Source organism: Streptomyces sp. NPDC101165, from assembly GCF_044768135.1.
Classification (GTDB): domain Bacteria; phylum Actinomycetota; class Actinomycetes; order Streptomycetales; family Streptomycetaceae; genus Streptomyces.
Map to the genome: position 1 here is coordinate 388697 of NZ_JBIWPG010000003.1, position 15522 is coordinate 404218.

At 71.2% G+C, this 15522-nt stretch carries 12 protein-coding genes; 2 read left to right on the forward strand and 10 right to left on the reverse strand.

What is annotated here, in order from left to right; genetic code table 11:
• The first annotated feature begins 471 nt into the window (after positions 1-471).
• On the forward strand, positions 472-1371 hold the full coding sequence (locus ACIRVH_RS08385) for a hypothetical protein (protein WP_403949574.1): 900 nt from the start codon (positions 472-474) through the stop codon (positions 1369-1371).
• Here the strand turns inward: ACIRVH_RS08385 and ACIRVH_RS08390 are convergent.
• Positions 1358-2518 (reverse strand): PQQ-dependent sugar dehydrogenase, encoded by a 1161-nt coding sequence (locus ACIRVH_RS08390; protein WP_403949576.1) that lies wholly within the window; start codon positions 2516-2518, stop codon positions 1358-1360. The two genes, ACIRVH_RS08385 and ACIRVH_RS08390, sit on opposite strands and share 14 nt — an antisense overlap.
• A 261-nt stretch (positions 2519-2779) precedes the next feature.
• Here ACIRVH_RS08390 and ACIRVH_RS08395 point away from each other — a divergent pair, with 261 nt between their 5' ends.
• Positions 2780-6154, forward strand: coding sequence for a pyruvate carboxylase (locus ACIRVH_RS08395; RefSeq protein ID WP_403949578.1), 3375 nt, complete (start codon positions 2780-2782; stop codon positions 6152-6154).
• Positions 6155-6211: 57 nt separating this feature from the next.
• On the opposite strand, the gene ACIRVH_RS08400 is transcribed toward ACIRVH_RS08395, so the two are convergent.
• The 9 genes from ACIRVH_RS08400 to ACIRVH_RS08440 all read right to left on the reverse strand — a co-directional run bounded on the left by ACIRVH_RS08400 (position 6212) and on the right by ACIRVH_RS08440 (position 15449).
• Entirely contained in the window at positions 6212-7192 is a 981-nt protein-coding gene (locus tag ACIRVH_RS08400; protein WP_403949581.1) for a hypothetical protein, read from the reverse strand.
• Positions 7193-7352: 160 nt separating this feature from the next.
• The gene (locus tag ACIRVH_RS08405) at positions 7353-7805 is read right to left on the reverse strand and encodes a hypothetical protein (RefSeq protein ID WP_403949583.1); all 453 of its coding nucleotides are present in this window, start codon (positions 7803-7805) and stop codon (positions 7353-7355) included.
• Between the two features lie 95 nt (positions 7806-7900).
• Positions 7901-8674 (reverse strand): polysaccharide lyase family 7 protein, encoded by a 774-nt coding sequence (locus ACIRVH_RS08410; RefSeq protein WP_403949586.1) that lies wholly within the window; start codon positions 8672-8674, stop codon positions 7901-7903.
• Between the two features lie 133 nt (positions 8675-8807).
• The gene (locus ACIRVH_RS08415) at positions 8808-10022 is read right to left on the reverse strand and encodes a carbohydrate-binding protein (RefSeq protein ID WP_403949589.1); all 1215 of its coding nucleotides are present in this window, start codon (positions 10020-10022) and stop codon (positions 8808-8810) included.
• Between the two features lie 133 nt (positions 10023-10155).
• Positions 10156-12318: a TIM-barrel domain-containing protein gene (locus ACIRVH_RS08420; protein ID WP_403949957.1), complete on the reverse strand. Its 2163-nt coding sequence runs from the start codon at positions 12316-12318 to the stop codon at positions 10156-10158.
• 681 nt (positions 12319-12999) lie between these two features.
• Positions 13000-13428 (reverse strand): PaaI family thioesterase, encoded by a 429-nt coding sequence (locus ACIRVH_RS08425; protein ID WP_403949592.1) that lies wholly within the window; start codon positions 13426-13428, stop codon positions 13000-13002.
• Positions 13429-13504: 76 nt separating this feature from the next.
• A complete protein-coding gene (locus ACIRVH_RS08430) occupies positions 13505-13720 on the reverse strand; it encodes a tautomerase family protein (protein ID WP_403949595.1) in 216 nt (71 codons plus the stop codon).
• Positions 13721-13746: 26 nt separating this feature from the next.
• Positions 13747-14655, reverse strand: a complete 909-nt coding sequence (locus ACIRVH_RS08435; RefSeq protein WP_403949598.1) for an SDR family oxidoreductase — start codon at positions 14653-14655, stop codon at positions 13747-13749.
• A gap of 44 nt (positions 14656-14699) precedes the next feature.
• Complete coding sequence (locus tag ACIRVH_RS08440; protein ID WP_403949600.1) at positions 14700-15449, reverse strand: SDR family oxidoreductase; 750 nt, start codon at positions 15447-15449, stop codon at positions 14700-14702.
• Between the last annotated feature and the right edge of the window lie 73 nt (positions 15450-15522).

Genomic DNA, 15522 nt, shown 5'->3' on the forward strand with positions numbered 1-15522 from the left:
GGGCGTGCAGGGGTGGGCGGGAAGCGGAGCGACTATCGAGAGTGAACTGGCGGTCACTATACGAGAGTTGGTGATCGAATCTGGATGGTTCAGGTGTGTTTCCACGAAGTGGGCGCTCGAACCTGTGCGTTGACCCGGGTGCCGGGTGCCGGGTGCATCGGGGCCCCACGGGCACCCGCCCTCCCCGGTCGGCGATGGTTCAGAAGTCGGGCAGGTTGCCTTGCGCGCGCCTGTTTCTTGTCACTGCGGCGCAGGCCGGAGGGATCTTGACCCCCGGCCGCGGGCTCGCTGAACTGTGAGCGGCCGGAACGGGGCGGCCCAGGCGGAGAGGGTAGAACCGCACATCAGTGCGATGTCGGCTGAAATAGGTGGGAAGTGGGCAAAATTCCCGCGCGGCCGAGGCGCGGGGAGCGGGGTGGAGGGGGCGATGCGGGTGACGGGGGATCGAGGGGCGACGGGCTGCCGTGCCTCATGAGCGCTGACGGGAGCACCGCCGGTCGCGCGGACCGGGTCCGTGCCGTGCTCGCACGCCTCGCCCGGTTCACCTGGCGCACGCTGCGGGGGGAGTGGCAGGCCGTCGTCGTCGACCCGGTGGGCCTGCTCGCCCGGCGCGGACTGTCGGGGCTGTCACTGGCGTTCGTCGCCGCGTTCGGCGTCGTCTTCTTCCACGACGTCGCGCAGCACCCCACCGGAGCGTGGTGGGTCGAGCGGCTCGGCGGGGTCAAGGCCGACCTGCCGCTGTGGCTTTCCCTGCTGCGTACCCCGGTGTCGCTGTACGTCCCGGCGCTCGATCTGCCGGTGTGGGCGGGCATCACCCAGCTCTTCCTCGCCTTCGCCCTCGCCGAACTGGCCCTCGGCCGGGCCCGGACCCTGGCGCTCGCCCACGGCACCACCCTGGCGGGCACGCTCGCCGCCCGCCTGATGATCGCGCTCGGCCCGGGCTGGTGGGGGTTCGGACTCCCGCCCGAGTGCGGCAAGGTCCTCGACACCGGACCCTCGGCGGCCGTGGTGGGCCTGTTCACCTATCTGGCGGTCGTCCGGCGCGCACCCGTGGTGTTCACGCTGACCGGCGGCTCGATGGTGTGGGAGTCCGTCGCGGTGCCGAACCTCGCCGGACGCGAACACCTGATCGCGGTGGGCGTCTCGATCGTGCTGGGCCTCCTGCACGGCCGTCGGGAGCGGCTGCGGTCCTTCGTGCGCTCGTGGCCGGTGGCACGGACCACCGAGCCCGCTCCGGCGGAAGCCGCGCCGGTACCGGTTCCCGCGCATCCGGACCGCCCCCGGTCGGCGCATCCCGCCCCCGAGGCCGCCCTGACCGCCCTCGAGCACCGGGCCGGCGGCGTGCCGGGAGCCGACGTCAGCCGATGGTGACCTTGAGGATGCGGTCCTTGCTCTCGCCGCTCTCGCCGTTGCCGCTGGAGCCCAGCCACAACTGGTCGGCGCCCGGCACCTTGGCCAGCGCGCGCAGCCGCCCGTAGGCACCGGTGTAGTAGGACGTCGCGGGGCCGACGCCCACGCCGGTCGCGTCGATCGGCAACCGCCACAGTCGCTTCCCGAGCAGCGTGGTGACGTAGATGGCGTTGTCGACGATCGCGACCTGGGCGGGCACGCCCCCCTCCTCCGGCTTCCAGACCTTCTTGGGGTTGGTCATACCCGCGGTGGAGCAGGCTCCCTCGCAGGTGGGCCAGCCGTAGTTCTTGCCTTTCGAGAGGAGGTTGAGCTCGTCCCACTTGGTACGGCCGATGTCGGCCCCCCACAGCCTGCCCCGGGCGTCCCACGCGAGGCCCTCGGGGTTGCGCAGACCATAGATGTACACGCGGTTGCCGAAGGGGTTGCCGGGCGCCGCGGCACCGCTCTTGGTGATGCGCAGGATCTTCCCGTTGAGGGAGTTCTTGTCCTGCGAAAGGCTGTTGTGATGGGCATCGCCGGTGGTGACGTACAGGTATCCGTCGGGGCCGAAGGCGATCGTGCCGCCGTTGTGGTCCCCGCCCCTCTTGATGCCGCTGAGCACCACGGTGTAGCCACTGAGCGAAGTGCCGTCGAAGCGCATCTTCACGACCCGGGTGCCGTCGGCGACCGTGTGGACGAAGAACACGTCCTTGTCCGTCGTGCCGTTCCAGGTCGGTGAGGGGGCCACGCCCAGCAGTCCGCCGTCCGCCATCGCGGGGTTGGGGTCCGGCCAGACCGTGTTCGGTACCGTGCCCACCTTCTTCTTGGAGCCGTCGGACTTGAGGAGCCGCACCGCGGACGTGTAGCGCTCCGTCACCAGCGCGTTCTTCGTCTTCGGGAGGAAGGAGAGGCCCCACGGATTCGACAGCTTGTCGGCCAGGGTGCTGATGCCCGACGGGGCACCGCTCGCCCGGGGCGTGCCGTGCCCGGCGTCCCCACCGCGCGGGCCGGACTGCGCGGCCGCGACCGGCGACTGGAGCAGGGCCGCGGCCGCCATTGCGGTGACGGCGGTGAGAGCGGATATACCCGCACGGACTCGATACAGCGCCCGACGTGCCCGACGTGACATCTGGTTGCCTTTCCTGCCGTGGGGGAAGGGGACCGCGTCCCCTTCGAGGAGTATTGGGCGCTCATCGAGACAGGAGCCACCTGGACTGACCCATCCTGCTGAGGGAGGCCGCGGCCCCCACGGGCATGTCCGGACCACGTCAATGTGACGCTTTTCGCACTTCGACACGTGCGGGCAACCCCTAATGTTGCCGCGACGTACGGCAAGGCATGGCTGACACCATGGTGTTCGTCGCCGGCAGGCAGCTGAAGGGAATCCAGGATGTTCCGCAAGGTGCTGGTCGCCAACCGTGGAGAGATCGCGATCCGCGCGTTCCGGGCGGGCTATGAACTCGGTGCGCGCACGGTCGCCGTGTTCCCGCACGAGGACCGCAACTCGCTGCACCGGCTGAAAGCCGACGAGGCCTACGAGATCGGGGAACCGGGACATCCCGTGCGGGCCTATCTCTCCGTCGAGGAGATCGTGGGCGCCGCTCGCCGGGCGGGCGCCGACGCCGTCTACCCGGGTTACGGATTCCTGTCCGAGAACCCCGAACTCGCCCGCGCCTGCGAGGAGGCGGGCATCACCTTCGTCGGGCCGAGCGCGCACACGCTGGAGCTGACCGGCAACAAGGCCCGCGCGGTCGCCGCGGCCCGGGCGGCGGGTGTACCCGTGCTGGGCTCGTCCGAGCCCTCCACCGACGTCGACGAACTCGTCCGCGCCGCCGAGGAGATCGGCTTCCCCGTCTTCGTCAAGGCGGTCGCGGGCGGCGGCGGGCGCGGTATGCGCCGGGTGGAGGACCCCGCCCAGCTGCGCGAGTCCATCGAGGCCGCGTCCCGCGAGGCAGCGTCCGCGTTCGGCGACCCGACCGTCTTCCTGGAGAAGGCCGTCGTGGACCCGCGCCACATCGAGGTGCAGATCCTCGCCGACGGCGAGGGCAACGTCATTCACCTCTTCGAGCGAGACTGCTCGCTGCAGCGCCGCCACCAGAAGGTCATCGAACTGGCGCCAGCACCCAACCTCGACCCGGCGCTCCGGGACCGGATCTGCGACGACGCCGTGCGCTTCGCCCGCGAGATCGGCTACCGCAACGCGGGCACCGTCGAGTTCCTCCTCGACCCCGAAGGCAACCACGTCTTCATCGAGATGAACCCGCGCATCCAGGTCGAGCACACGGTCACCGAGGAGGTCACCGACGTCGACCTGGTCCAGGCCCAGCTGCGCATCGCCTCCGGCCAGAACCTCGCCGACCTCGGCCTGTCCCAGGACACCGTCACCCTGCGCGGCGCCGCCCTGCAGTGCCGGATCACCACCGAGGACCCGGCCAACGGCTTCCGCCCGGACACCGGCCGGATCAGCGCCTACCGCTCGCCCGGCGGCTCCGGCATCCGCCTCGACGGCGGCACCACCCACGCGGGTACGGAGATCAGCGCGCACTTCGACTCGATGCTGGTCAAACTCACCTGCCGGGGCCGTGACTTCGGGGCCGCCATCGGGCGTGCCCGGCGTGCCGTCGCCGAGTTCCGCATCCGCGGCGTGGCCACCAACATCCCGTTCCTGCAGGCGGTCCTGGACGACCCCGACTTCCAGGCCGGGCGGGTCACCACGTCCTTCATCGAGCAGCGCCCGCACCTGCTGACCGCCCGCAGCTCCGCCGACCGCGGCACCAAGCTGCTCACCTACCTCGCCGACGTCACCGTCAACAAGCCGCACGGCAAGCGCCCCGACCTGCTCGACCCGGTCACCAAGCTGCCGCCGCTGCCCGCCGGCGAGCCCCCGGCCGGCTCCCGGCAGCGGCTGGTCGAGCTCGGCCCCGAGGGCTTCGCCCGGCACCTGCGCGAGTCGCCGACCATCGGCGTCACCGACACCACCTTCCGCGACGCCCACCAGTCGCTGCTCGCCACCCGGGTACGCACCAGGGACCTGCTCGCCGTCGCCCCGGTCGTCGCCCGCACCCTGCCCGAGCTGCTCTCCCTGGAGTGCTGGGGCGGTGCGACGTACGACGTGGCGCTGCGCTTCCTCGCCGAGGACCCGTGGGAGCGGCTGGCCGCCCTGCGCGAGGCCGTCCCCAACATCTGCCTCCAGATGCTGCTGCGCGGCCGCAACACCGTCGGCTACACGCCGTACCCGACCGAGGTCACCGACGCCTTCGTGCAGGAGGCCGCCGCCACCGGCATCGACATCTTCCGGATCTTCGACGCCCTCAACGACGTCGGCCAGATGCGGCCCGCCATCGACGCCGTACGCGAGACCGGCACCGCGATCGCCGAGGTCGCCCTCTGCTACACCGCCGACCTCAACGACCCCGCCGAGCGGCTGTACACCCTCGACTACTACCTGCGCCTCGCCGAGCAGATCGTCGAGGCCGGCGCCCATGTCATCGCCGTGAAGGACATGGCCGGACTGCTGCGCGCCCCGGCCGCCGCCAAGCTGGTGTCCGCGCTGCGCCGCGAGTTCGACCTGCCGGTGCATCTGCACACGCACGACACGGCGGGCGGCCAGCTCGCCACCTACCTCGCCGCGATCCAGGCGGGCGCGGACGCGGTGGACGGCGCGGTGGCCTCCATGGCCGGTACGACCTCACAGCCGTCGCTGTCCGCGCTGGTCGCCGCCACCGACCACTCCGAGCGGCCCACCGGGCTCGACCTCCAGGCCGTCGGCGACCTGGAGCCGTACTGGGAGGGCGTCCGGAAGATCTACGCCCCGTTCGAGGCGGGCCTCGCCTCCCCGACCGGACGCGTCTACCACCACGAGATCCCCGGCGGCCAGCTCTCCAACCTGCGCACCCAGGCCGTCGCCCTCGGCCTCGGCGACCGCTTCGAGGACATCGAGGCCATGTATGCCGCCGCCGACCGCATCCTGGGCCGCCTGGTGAAGGTCACCCCGTCGTCCAAGGTGGTCGGCGACCTCGCCCTGCACCTGGTGGGCGCCGGAGTCTCCCCGGCGGACTTCGAGTCGACCCCCGACCGGTTCGACATCCCCGACTCGGTCATCGGCTTCCTGCGCGGCGAGCTGGGCACCCCGCCCGGCGGCTGGCCCGAGCCGTTCCGCACCAAGGCCCTCCAGGGCCGCGGCGAGCCCAAGCCTGCCCCGGAACTGTCCGCCGAGGACCGCGCCGGTCTTGCGAAGGAGACCCGGGCGACCCTCAACCGTTTGCTGTTCCCCGGTCCGACCCGCGAGTTCGACACCCACCGCCAGAGCTTCGGCGACACCAGCGTCCTGGACAGCAAGGCCTTCTTCTACGGCCTGCGGCCCGCCAAGGAGTACGCCGTCGACCTGGAGCCGGGCGTGCGGCTGCTGATCGAGCTGCAGGCGGTCGGCGAGGCCGACGAGCGCGGCATGCGCACCGTGATGTCCTCGCTCAACGGCCAGCTGCGGCCCATCCAGGTCCGTGACCGGGCGGCCGCGTCGGACGTGCCGGTGACCGAGAAGGCCGACCGCGCGAACCCGGGGCATGTGGCGGCGCCGTTCGCCGGTGTGGTCACGCTCGCGGTCGCCGAGGGCGACGACGTCGCGGCCGGCGCGACGGTCGCCACCATCGAGGCGATGAAGATGGAGGCCACGATCACCGCGACCAAGGCGGGCCGGGTGTCCCGGCTGGCCATCAACCGGATCCAGCAGGTGGAGGGCGGCGACCTGCTGGTCGAGATCGCCTGAGGCACCGCTCGCCGCGGCCGGGGGCACTGCACCCGGCCGCGGCGAGCGCACAGCGGGCTAGAAGCGGTTGAAGAGCTGCCGCAGACGGGCCAGGAGCAGATTCGGGTCCCGCCTGGTCGAGTACGCGGCGCCGGGCACGTAGACGGTCCGGCCGCGCACGGCCACCGAGGTCGGGTTGGACAGCCCGTCCTGACGGGTGAGGACCACCGAGTGGGTGCCGTCGCGGCGCGCCAGGACCAGCTCGCTCGAGCCGTTCAGCGCGGCCAGCACGCTGCTCCCGTGCCCGGGGAACGCGAAGTCGTCGATGCCGGTGAGCCCGGTGGCCCGCGTCTCGACCGGGCCCGCGGAGCCGTCCGGGGCGAACGGGAAGCGCAACAGCGTCCCGCGGTCGCTGTTGGACACCCACACCGCGCCGCGGTGCACCTTGATGCCGTTGACGCCGTATCCGGAGCCGGGCGGCACCGTGCGCGGGTCGAGTCGCATGTCCCGCGCCCACACCGTGGGAGTGCCGCCCGACTGGGGGACGCGCCAGACGGTGCCCAGCGCGGAGTCGGCGGCGTAGAGCATGCCGTCGCGCCCGTCGAGGGCGAGTCCGTTGGGCAGTCCGTCCGGCGGCAGTTGGGCGATCTGCCGGGGCGCGCCGCCGTCGGCCGGGATCCGCCAGATGCCGGTCTCCCGGGTGCCGGTCGCGTAGTTGACGTAGAGCGTGCCGTCGTATCCGCGGGCGATGCCGGTGACGACGGCGCTGTGCACGACGGGCGTGTTCGGATGGTCCACGGCCGGCAGGGTCGCCAGGATCCGGGTGTCGCCGTCGATCGTCACGTGGGCGACCTGCCGGGCGAGGGCGAAGGTGAGGTCGGCGGAGCCGTCGGGATCGAGCGCGATGTTCTCGGGCGTCTGTCCGGCGGCCAGGCCGAAGTGGGCGACGACGCGTACCGAGGTGAAGGTCGGCTCGTGGCCGCTGGCGGGCGCCGCCGCGATCAGGCCGAGCGCGAGCGCGGCCGCGGCCGCACCGGCCGGGCGGGGGAGTCGGGGCATGTGACCTCTCTTCGTACGGCGCGCGGGGCGCCGGAGTGCGGGGTCACACAAAGATGGCCGGGTGCCGGTCACCGGGAAGGGGAGCCGGGCCGCGGGGTCGCCCGCGCGGCCCACGACATGGTGCCGCGAGCGGCCCGCGCGGGTGACGGGCCGTGGGCGGTCAGTCCCAGAGGGGATAGGTCATGACCTGCTTGAAGCCTTCCGGCCGGGCACCCTCGTAGATGAGGCTCATCCGGGTGTAGTGCTCGGTGTCCGGGTGCTTCGTCCACGGCCGCGGGCGGTCCAGCCGGACGGTCACCCGGTACGAGTGGAAGGTGCCCGCCGCGCAGTACGGCTTGCAGTCGTTGACCGCGTTCAAGCCTGCGGCGGTGGCCGTCTGCGAGCCCCAATGCGACCACTGGAGCCCGAGCAGACGGCTGTTGCCGTCGCCGCAGGCCAGGATGAAGTCGGCCGGGCGGACGTGGCGGTTCCAGAAGCAGTCGACCAGCACGGGCTTCGGAGGATCCGCCTTCGGTGTCGTGGCCGGCGGGCTCGCCGAGGCCGTGGTCATGGCCGCTGTCAGCAGGGCCCCTGCCGCGAGGGTGACCGCCGTTCCCACCACTGATCCGCGCATGGTCGCTCCCACCCGTCGTGCCGTGTCCGACCGCGTGCATCTCGACGCTACGACCGTCCGCCCGGTTGCACCAGTCGCGCAGGTCGCGCCGCGTGTCACCCGTGCCGGACGGTCAGCCCGTAGAAGGCGACGCGGGCCCCGTTCGTGGTGCTGTCCGAGGAGGACTGGTTGTAGGAGCCCGCCTTGAAGTACTGCTTGTACGGCGAGAACGACGACGGGATGCCGTAGCGGGAGGTGGTGCCGTCGACGGTGAGCTCGATGGTGTTCCCACCGGAGATCGCGATGGTGTAGCTCCACGTCTTGCCGATCGACACGTGTCCCACGGTGTGCGGGGTCTGACCGCCGGACGGCGAGTTCTCGGTGCCGAGCACGATGTCGCCGTTCGCGTGGTAGTACAGCTCCAGCAGCGGCTTGGTGGACGAGCCGCCGGAGCCGAGGTGGATCTGGCCCACGCACACGTTCTTGGTCACCGAGACCACCCGCAGGGTCGCGCTCATCCGGTGCGAGCCGCCGAGCGGCCAGTCGGCGGGGCTGCCGCCCCGGTTCATCTCGCGCAGCTCGGAGCGGGCATAGTTCGAGTTCGGCGTGGTCACGCCCTTCTCGGGCGCCCAGAAGGTCATCGCTCCGTCGCGGGTGTCGGTGTAGAAGTACGCGTCCTGGTAGCCGTTCGCCCCCTGCAGCCGGGACGAGGGGACGGTCGTCGGGGAGCCGGGCGAGCCGACCGGCTCCTGGAGCTGCCATGTGGACAGGTCGAAGTTGCCGCCGGGTGCGACGTGCGGGTCGGCCGCGTCGGCGCTGCCGCCGAGGGCGGTCAGGGTGAGGGCGAAGCCCGTGACGGTCGTGGCCGCGAGGAGCCGGAAGCGGGTCATGTGGGGGCCTTCCGCCGGGAGGGTGCGTTCAGGCGTTCAGCCGTCGAGTCGTTCAGCATGCTGAACGCTGAACGCATCCTTGGTCATCGGTGACCCGTGAACCTAGAGGTCTGAACCAGACACGTCAAGAGGTTCAGCAGGCGCCCTCGTCCTGCCACGGACCCCACTCGGAGGCGCCCGGCACCTCGTTCTGGGTCCACCACTTGGCCTTCCAGTTGTGCTTGTTGTACGAGACCTCGTTCCCGGAGGTGTACACCGCCGTCGAACTCCAGGCGCTCTTGCAGGACGTCGGGGTCGGCGTCGGAGTGGGCGTGGGTGTGGGCGTGTTGGTCGGCGGGGTGACCCCGGCGAACTTCACCGAGTACTTCGCGAAGTCCCAGGAGTTCTGGGTCACGCTGGAGCAAGTGCCCGACGTACGGCCGCCGTTGTCGGCCGGCGTGCACTGGCGGTCGCGGTTGAGGGACCAGAAGGTGAACCGGTCCATGTGGTGACTGGTGGCGTAGTCCAGCACGGTCTGGAAGTCGGCCTGGGTGAAGTACTCGCCGGTGTCGCTGCGGCCGTTCATGCCGGAGAAGCCCTCGTGGGCGTAGGCGGTCGCCTGGTCCCAGCCGAAGGTCGACTGCAGGATCGAGTTGAAGTTGGTCAGCGCGCCGGTCTGGCTCGCCGCACCGTTGAAGCCGCCGTCGAAGGGCATGATGGAGAAGTTGTTCGGGGTGAACCCCTGCGACTTGGCCTCCAGCAGCATCTGCTTGCCGAACCAGCCGGTGCCGTCCGCCGTGCCGGCCGTGGTCACGGACACGTACAGACCCGGGTTGTTCTGCTGCAGGATCTTCGCGGCGCCGATCTCGTTCCTGATCGCCGCACTGTTCTCGTACTCCGGCTCCTCCAGGTCGAAGTCGATGGCGTGCAGCCCGTACTTGGTGATGACCTGCTGGTACGCGGCCGCCGTGGACGCGGCGTCCGAGCAGGCCTGGCCGAGCTTGGTGCCGCCGTACCCGCCGATGGAGACGGAGACGTCGCCGCCCTTGGCGCGGATGGTGTTGATGACCGACTGAACCGCCGTGTCGGAGGAGACCGCGGCCGTGCCGCCCCAGGTCGGGGAGCAGCCGCCGCCGTTGGGTGCGAGGATGAAGGCCAGTTGGAAGGCCTTGAGGTCGGTGGCGTCCATGATGGCGGCCGCGTCCGGCGGGTCGTTGTCCAGCGGCATCAGGTATGGGGCTGCGGCGTACCACCGGTTGCTCAGTGCGGTGGTCGCGCCCGAGGCGTTGCCCGCGAAGAGCGCGGTCGTGCCCGCGGCGGCCAGTCCGACGGCGGCCGCCGCTCCCAGGCATGCCCGAAGACGTCTCACTGCGTGCCTCCAGAGGGGTGTGGGGTGGGGAGGGGCCCCAGCCTCCGGGGGCTGATGCGGTCACGTCAATGGGTTGGTCTAGTCCAAAGGGTCTCTTTGGACTAGACCATACGAGTTCTTTACTCGATACTCCTCATGTGAGGCGAAGGGTGAAGCCGCGGCCGAGCGGCAGGCTCGGGGTGCGGACGGTCGTCACCCGGCTGTCGCTGTCGAACGACCAGGCGGAGTCCGGCAGTTGCCGCCCGTCGAGGAAGACGTGGTCGGGCGCCGTGTCGCCGTGCACGGTGAACCGGTACGTCCGCGTGTCCACCTTGCCCGCGTAGTCGCCCTTGCTCGCGCCGACCGAGACGGTCGTCCCCTTGGTGCCGGCGCGCACCGACACCCGCTGGGTGGCGGCCGCGCCCTCGGCGAAGCCACGGGTCACGCCGTCGTCCTCGTACAGCGTGTAGCGGCTGGTGCCGTGGGCGGACGGATACAGGTCCCAGTCCAGCTCGTGCCGGTCGCGGGTCTGCCAACTCGTCGTACCCTTGGGCCACATGGGGACGATCGCACCCTCACGCACGAACAGCGGGAGCGTGTCGAGCGGCGCGTGGTAGCCGTTCAGGGTGGTGGGACCCTGGTAGGTGCGGCCGGTCCAGTAGTCGGTCCAGGTGCCCTTGGGCAGGTAGATGCCGTCACGCCTGTCGGAGTCCTGGTAGACCGGGGCGACGAGGAAGTCGCGGCCGGACAGGAACTCGTACTTGGCCTGCGCGCCCAGCGTGTCCGGGTCGTCCGGATACTCCAGCCACAGCGGGCGCACTGCGCCCACGCCCGTCTTCGCCGCCTCGGCGGACAGGGTGTACATGTACGGCAGCAGCCGCTCCTTCAGCTGCAGGTACTTGCGGTTGACCGAGGTGTACGGCTCCCCGTCCCGCCACGGCTGCTGGTCGGCGGGTTTGCCGGTGGTGATGTCGCTCGCCCAGCCGTCCATCGTCATGACGGTCGGCAGGAACGCCTTCCACTGCAGGTCCCGGGCGTACATCTTGGCGTCGTGCCGGTAGATGCTGCCCACGTCACCGGTGTTGTAGGCGATGCCGGACATGGTCGCCCCGGCGTAGGTCGGGATCTGCCAGCGGATGTAGTCCCAGGACAGCTTCTGGTCGCCGCTCCACAGCACCCCGCACCGCTGGGCGCCCGCCCAGGAGACGGGCAGCCACACGAAGCCGCGTGCGTCGCTGTTGTCCTCGATCCCCTTCTTCGCCGCGTCGCACGCGTCCAGCGCGAACTTGTAGCCGTTGCCGACCCAGGCCACGTCCAGCTTGGCCACCCGCTGGCCGGCCTTGACCTGGCCGGCGAGCTTGTCGATGCCGTCCTGGGTCCACAGGCCGAGCTGGGCGTTGTGGTCCTGCAGACCCTTGGCGGTCTGCTCCAGGTTCTCGTACCCGCAGCCGTAGCCGTCGTTGACCAGCATCCAGCCGAGCGGCATCTGGTTCTCGGTGTAGCCGTCGGCGATCTTCAGGGCGTCCAGGGTGTGCCGCTCGCCCCGGTTGGCGTTGTGCAGATAGCAGTCCGAGTCACCGGGTTCGAGACCGTAGACCGGAGGCATGAAGGGCTTGCCCACCAACTCCGTGTACTTCCCGATGACCTGCTTCGCGTCGCCGAGCAAGTAGTAGGCGTCCAGGCGCCGTTCCTGCTGCCCGGTGGTGACCGGCGAGCCGAAGGTGTACACGCCCGGCGCGAAGGTGTTGCGGAAGGCGCCGTAGCCCGCGCTGGAGAGGTAGAACGGCTGGGAGTTGTTGTAGCCGCCCTCGTTCCAGTCGAAGCTGTTGGCCACGTACATGGTCTGCCCGCGGTGCGAGAAGCTGCCGTTCTGCTCGCCGCCGCCGAAGAACTGCTCGTCCGTACCTCGCGTGAGGCTCTGCCGCATCCCGCCGGTGGACCAGCGCAGGGGCTTGTCCTCCTGCCAGATCCGGGTGCGGTTGTCGGGTTTGTACAGCCCGAACCGCAGCGGCTTCTTGTACACGCGCAGCACGGCTTCGGGCGAGCGGATGCCGTAGTAGTCGCCCGCGTCGAAGGACGAGGTGTTCCGCTGCGGCGCGGGCTGCTTGCGCACGATGGCCGTGCCGGCCGGATCGCTCGGCGAACCCGACGGGTCCGCCTGGAGCCGGAGTCGGCCTCCCGTCAGGAAGTCGGCGCGGGCGGTGAGCCCGCCCGCGCCGATCGTGTAGCTCCCGTCGCCGCCGGAGAAGGACGTGAGATCGCCGGCGTCCGTGGTCGCGGGCAGATAGGCGGTGCCCGTGAAGGAGTTGTCGTGCACGTCGTACGGCACGACCAGGACGTGGTACGTCCCCGACGCGCGCGGGATCACCGTGGCCTCGGGGTCGGCGGTGCCGGCGCTGGACGCCACCTGCTTGCCGTGGTCGTCGTAGACGTACAGGTCGAAGTCGTCGGAGGGCTTCTCCCACTTGATCGACAGCGGTACCCCGCCCTCGGGGTTGTCGTCCCAGTAGCCGTCCGGCACCGAGACGGTCAGGTCGAAGCGGTCGCAGACCTTGCTGTCGGGGTCGTCGGCCGCGCCGGGGCAGCTCTCGGGGCCGCCGCCGGTGCCCTTGGCGTAGACCGGGCTCCGCCAGTCGACGCTGCTGTGGGCGGAGTCGAGTACGGCGCCGGCCGCGGCCGCGGCGGCCGCGGCGGGTGCCGGGGCGGTGAGCACGGTACCGGCCAGGGCGGTCGCCAGCCCCAGCGGAACCCAGGCCGGCCACGGCACACGGTGTCGGATTCTTCGCACGGCGGAACAGCTCCCATCGCACCATCGTGGATTGACTGTCCTTGCGCTTTCTGCGTGTAAGCGCTCGAAACAAGCTTCAATCGAGCAACTTCACGCACGAAGCCTCGGGGTTGACGCAGGTTCATGTCAATACGGCGGTGCGGATCACGCCCGGGCACGGCAAAGGCCGGCCCCGCCATCCGCAGGGGCCGGCCTTCGTGTCGGTGACGCTCAGTCGGTGTTCTTCCGGAGCACGATCTGGGTCTGCGTGGTCTGCCCGACCAGCCGGTCCCGGTCGTCGTGCAGGTCCGTCTGCACCACCAGCAGAGTGCCGCCGAGGTGCAGGGGGCGAGCCGTGGCACGGACGTGGCCGCTGGTGACCGCGCGCAGGAAGTTGGTCTTGGACTCCACCGTCGAGGTGCCGGACGCCCCCTCGGGCAGGTTGAGGTAGGCGCACACGGCACCGACGCTGTCCGCCAGCGCCATCAGCGCTCCGCCGTGCAGCGCACCGCCCGCCGTACAGACGTCCGGCGACCAGGCCAGGCTCCCGACGGTGCGCTCGGCCGTGGCCTCCCGCAGCTCGATGCCCAGCCCGGCCGCGAACGGCATGACGGCCAGCAGATCACCGGGCTTCGGGACGACCGGCTCGGAGGGGGACATGAAGTACCGCCTTTCGTGGGTGCCTTGGTGCTGCGGACGGTGATCCACTGTGGTGCCGCCGGGCAGGGTGCGCCAGTCAGTCCTCGGACGACTCCTGGATCATGGCCAGGGTCAGCACACCGCCCCCGATGCCCCAGCCGCCGTCGGTGACCTCCTCGACCAGGACCATCGTGGTGGCGCGGGCGCGCTCTCCGTAGATCTCGGCGTACAGCTCGGTGGTGCGGGTGACGATCAGCTCCTTCTGCTTCTCGTCCAGGCTTCCGGCGGGGACCTTGAAGTTGGCGAACGGCATGGTGCATCTCCTTGGTGGACGGGGTGTCAGAGCGAGCTGCCCGTGGTGAGCAGGTCCTCGAGTCCGGCGCGGCGGAAGAAGTCGACGCGGATCCGGTCGGCGACTGCGGACACGACCTCGCTGCCGTCGCGGCTCGGGTCGACGTGGGTGCGCAGCGGCCGCCGGCCGGCGGGCAGGTCCACCAGACGTACGATCGCCTCGGCGACCTCGGCCACGTCCGCGTCCGGTGGGACGAGCGCCCCGAGCCGCTGGTCCAGGCCTGCCAGCAGGGAGCCGTAGCGCTCGTCGTAGGCGGTGGCGCGCCCGGTGTCGGCGGGCGTGCCCGCGTGCACGAAGTGGTTGGTCCCGGAGGTGAAGGCGCCGGGGACGACGATCGCGGTGTCGATGCCGAACCGGACCAGCTCGGCGGCGTAACTGACCGCCAGCGCGTCCATCGCCGCCTTCGCGGCGAAGTACGGCGCCAGGAACGGCGGGCAGCCGCCCCGGGTGCTGGAGCTGCCGATCCACACCAGCAGGCCCTCGCCGCGCTCCCGCAGGTGGGGCAGCGCGGCCCGGTTGACGCGTTGCGCGCCGAGCACGTTGACGTCGTACAACTGGGCCAGTTGCTCGGGGGTGAAGGCCTCGGCGGGCCCGGTGACCATGTGGCCCGCGTTGTGCACCAGCACGTCCAGGCGGCCCTCGGCGGCCAGGACCCGGGCGACGGCGGCGTCGGCGGAGTCCTGGGAGGTGACGTCGAGGTCGACCGCGTGCAGGGCCACGCCGTGCTCGGCTGCGTACCGGTGCAGTTCGGCCGCGGCAGGCGCGTTGCGGGTGGTCGTCTGCCGGATGCCCGCGTGGACGATGTGACCGGCGTCGGCGAGCGCGCGCACGGTCAGCGCGCCGAATCCGCTGGAGGCGCCGGTGACCAGGACGGTCAGGGGGGTGTCGGTGGTCATGATTCCTCGCAGAGATGGGGAGAGCAGGGGAGGGCGAGGGGCGGTCAGACGATGCCGCCGTTGGCGCGTACGACCTGCCCGTTGACCCAGTGACCGGCCGGGGAGGCCAGGAAGGCCACCACCTCGGCGATGTCGGCGGGCGTGCCGAGCCGCTCCAGCGGGGGCTGGGCGGCCAGCTTGGCGACGGTCTCCTCGTCCTTGCCGTCCAGGAACAGATCGGTGGCCGTGGGCCCGGGGGCGACGGCGTTCACGGTGACGTCCCGGCCGCGCAGCTCCCGGGCCAGCACCATGGTCATCGCCTCGACCGCGCCCTTGCTGGCGCTGTAGGCGCCGTAGGCCGGGAAGGACAGGCCCACCACGGAGGTGGAGAAGGCGATGAACGAGCCGCCCCGGCGCAGGGTCCGGGCCGCCTGCCGGGCGACCACGAAGGTGCCGCGGATGTTGGTGCGGTGCAGGGCGTCCAGTTCCGTCAGGTCCAGCTCGGCGATCGGCGCGAGGTACATCCGGCCGGCCGCGTGCACCACGACGTCGACCCCGCCGAACTCGCGGGCCGCCGTCTCGAACAGCTCGGCGACCTGCCCTTCGTCGGCGACGTCGGCCCGGACGGCCACCGCACGGCCGCCGGCCGCGGTGACGTCCTTGACGGCGGCTTCGGCCAGGTCGCGGTTGCCCGCGTACCCGACCACCACGGCGTAGCCGTCGGCGGCGAGCCGGGTCACCGTCTCGCGGCCGATGCCGCGGGAGCCGCCGGTGACGACGGCGACACGAGGGGCTGAGATTTCCTGCGTGGACATGGGAACTCCTGAGGGCCGGAGGGGGTGGTTCCTGGTTGCTCCTCCAGCCTGGGCCGCGGTCCGTGCGGCAGCC

Excerpts from the sequence above, each read along its gene's own strand:
- ACIRVH_RS08385 (WP_403949574.1), top strand. The coding sequence starts at position 472 with ATGAGCGCTGACGGGAGCACCGCCGGTCGCGCGGACCGGGTCCGTGCC.
- ACIRVH_RS08390 (WP_403949576.1), bottom strand. The coding sequence starts at position 2,518 with ATGTCACGTCGGGCACGTCGGGCGCTGTATCGAGTCCGTGCGGGTATA.
- ACIRVH_RS08395 (WP_403949578.1), top strand. The coding sequence starts at position 2,780 with ATGTTCCGCAAGGTGCTGGTCGCCAACCGTGGAGAGATCGCGATCCGC.
- ACIRVH_RS08400 (WP_403949581.1), bottom strand. The coding sequence starts at position 7,192 with ATGCCCCGACTCCCCCGCCCGGCCGGTGCGGCCGCGGCCGCGCTCGCG.
- ACIRVH_RS08405 (WP_403949583.1), bottom strand. The coding sequence starts at position 7,805 with ATGCGCGGATCAGTGGTGGGAACGGCGGTCACCCTCGCGGCAGGGGCC.
- ACIRVH_RS08410 (WP_403949586.1), bottom strand. The coding sequence starts at position 8,674 with ATGACCCGCTTCCGGCTCCTCGCGGCCACGACCGTCACGGGCTTCGCC.
- ACIRVH_RS08425 (WP_403949592.1), bottom strand. The coding sequence starts at position 13,428 with ATGTCCCCCTCCGAGCCGGTCGTCCCGAAGCCCGGTGATCTGCTGGCC.
- ACIRVH_RS08430 (WP_403949595.1), bottom strand. The coding sequence starts at position 13,720 with ATGCCGTTCGCCAACTTCAAGGTCCCCGCCGGAAGCCTGGACGAGAAG.
- ACIRVH_RS08435 (WP_403949598.1), bottom strand. The coding sequence starts at position 14,655 with ATGACCACCGACACCCCCCTGACCGTCCTGGTCACCGGCGCCTCCAGC.
- ACIRVH_RS08440 (WP_403949600.1), bottom strand. The coding sequence starts at position 15,449 with ATGTCCACGCAGGAAATCTCAGCCCCTCGTGTCGCCGTCGTCACCGGC.